We start from the raw sequence: 2500 nt of genomic DNA, 5'->3' as shown, positions 1-2500 counted from the left end.
GACGGATCAGACCCGAAACCGAGTGATCTAGGCATGAGCAGGATGAAGGTTGGGTAACACCAACTGGAGGTCCGAACCCACACCTGTTGAAAAAGGTCGGGATGACTTGTGCCTAGGGGTGAAAGGCCAATCAAACTCGGAGATAGCTGGTTCTCCGCGAAAGCTATTTAGGTAGCGCCTCGGACGTATCCTCCTGGGGGTAGAGCACTGCATGGATGATGGGGGCCCACAGCCTTACTGAGTCTAAGCAAACTCCGAATACCAGGAAGGACTATCCGGGAGACACACGGCGGGTGCTAACGTCCGTCGTGGAGAGGGAAACAACCCTGACCAACAGCTAAGGCCCCCAATTCGTGGCTAAGTGGGAAAGCATGTGAGACTTCCAAAACAACCAGGAGGTTGGCTTAGAAGCAGCCATCCTTTAAAGATAGCGTAACAGCTCACTGGTCTAATCAAGAGGTCTTGCGGCGAAGATGTAACGGGGCTCAAGCCACGAGCCGAAGCTTTGGATGTGCATTTATGCACGTGGTAGCGGAGCGTTCTGTGATAGAGAACGCTGCCTCTTTTGCCCAGCGATGGGCAACGGAGGCAATGTTCTGACTGTGAAGCCGGGCCGTGAGGCATCCGGTGGAGTGATCAGAAGTGAGAATGTTGACATGAGTAGCGACAAACAGGGTGAGAGACCCTGTCGCCGAAAGTCCAAGGGTTCCTGCTTAAAGCTAATCTGAGCAGGGTGAGCCGGCCCCTAAGGCGAGGCCGAAAGGCGTAGTCGATGGGAACCAGGTTAATAGTCCTGGGCCAGGAGATGGTGACGGATCGCAGGTGTAGTTCGCTCTTATCGGATTGAGCGGGCTGCTGAGCGGTTCCTGGAAACAGCCCTCCACAAGACCGTACCCGAAACCGACACAGGTGGACTGGTAGAGAATACCAAGGCGCTTGAGAGAACCACATTTAAGGAACTCGGCAAAATACCTCCGTAAGTTCGCGAGAAGGAGGCCCGATTGGCAGGCAACTGTTGGTCGGGGGCACAAACCAGGGGGTGGCGACTGTTTACTAAAAACACAGGGCTCTGCGAAGCCGCAAGGCGACGTATAGGGTCTGACGCCTGCCCGGTGCCGGAAGGTTAAAAGGAGAGGTGCAAGCCTTGAATTGAAGCCCCGGTAAACGGCGGCCGTAACTATAACGGTCCTAAGGTAGCGAAATTCCTTGTCGGGTAAGTTCCGACCTGCACGAATGGCGTAACGACTTCCCCGCTGTCTCAAATGTGGACTCAGCGAAATTGAATTGTCTGTGAAGATGCAGACTTCCCGCGGTTAGACGGAAAGACCCCATGCACCTTTACTCCAACTTCGCACTGGCATCAGGATTGCGATGTGCAGGATAGGCGGTAGGCTTTGAAGCGGGGACGCCAGTTCCCGTGGAGCCGTCCTTGAGATACCGCCCTTCGCTGTTCTGATGTCTAACCGCGGCCCGTCATCCGGGTCCGGGACCCTGCGTGGTGGGGAGTTTGACTGGGGCGGTCGCCTCCCAAACAGTAACGGAGGCGCGCGAAGGTTGGCTCAGAGCGGTCGGAAATCGCTCGTTGAGTGCAATGGCAGAAGCCAGCCTGACTGCAAGACTGACACGTCGAGCAGAGTCGAAAGACGGCCATAGTGATCCGGTGGTCCCGAGTGGAAGGGCCATCGCTCAACGGATAAAAGGTACGCTGGGGATAACAGGCTGATGATGCCCAAGAGTCCATATCGACGGCATCGTTTGGCACCTCGATGTCGGCTCATCTCATCCTGGGGCTGGAGCAGGTCCCAAGGGTATGGCTGTTCGCCATTTAAAGAGGTACGTGAGCTGGGTTTAGAACGTCGTGAGACAGTTCGGTCCCTATCTGCCGTGGGTGTTGGAGACTTGAGAGGAGCTGCCCCTAGTACGAGAGGACCGGGGTGGACGTTCCACTGGTGGACCTGTTGTCGTGCCAACGGCAGTGCAGGGTAGCTATGAACGGACAGGATAAACGCTGAAGGCATCTAAGCGTGAAGCCCCCCTCGAAACAAGGTCTCCCTTGAGAGCCGTGGAAGACCACCACGTCGATAGGCCGGAGGTGTAAGTGCAGCAATGCATTCAGCTGACCGGTACTAATGGCTCGATAGGCTTGATTTGATCCGGAAGAAGGCAGACTGCGCCTTCCTCCAAAAGCATCCTTGGACAACATCGTTCCCGGAAGGGGACAACGCTGAGCGTGTCTTTCCCGGTCTGGTGGCCCTAGCGCGAGCAAAACACCCGATCCCATCCCGAACTCGGCCGTTAAGTGCCGCTGCGCCGATGGTACTGCGTCTCAAGACGTGGGAGAGTAGGTCACCGCCAGACCTGGAAAGACACGCATCTCTCTGACATGATGAAAAAAATCCGATCAAGACAACCATGGCGCGGGGTAGAGCAGCCCGGTAGCTCGTCAGGCTCATAACCTGAAGGTCACAGGTTCAAATCCTGTCCCCGCAACCAAAATATC

The 2500-nt window shown here is 56.0% G+C and carries 1 tRNA gene and 2 rRNA genes (1 of these 3 cut by a window edge); all 3 read left to right on the top strand.

Going from position 1 to position 2500, the window contains the following annotated elements:
* Window positions 1–2151 (top strand): 23S ribosomal RNA (locus tag CHB77_RS17665); it begins 684 nt to the left of the window's first position.
* Between the two features lie 92 nt (window positions 2152–2243).
* Window positions 2244–2358 (top strand): 5S ribosomal RNA (gene rrf, locus CHB77_RS17660).
* Between the two features lie 58 nt (window positions 2359–2416).
* Window positions 2417–2493, top strand: a tRNA-Met gene (locus CHB77_RS17655).
* Window positions 2494–2500 lie beyond the last annotated feature (7 nt).

This window comes from Paracoccus sediminis, from assembly GCF_900188295.1.
Taxonomy (GTDB): domain Bacteria; phylum Pseudomonadota; class Alphaproteobacteria; order Rhodobacterales; family Rhodobacteraceae; genus Paracoccus; species Paracoccus sediminis.
The sequence above is the reverse complement of the archived record's forward strand: the minus strand, read 5'-3'. Positions and strand labels throughout refer to the sequence as shown.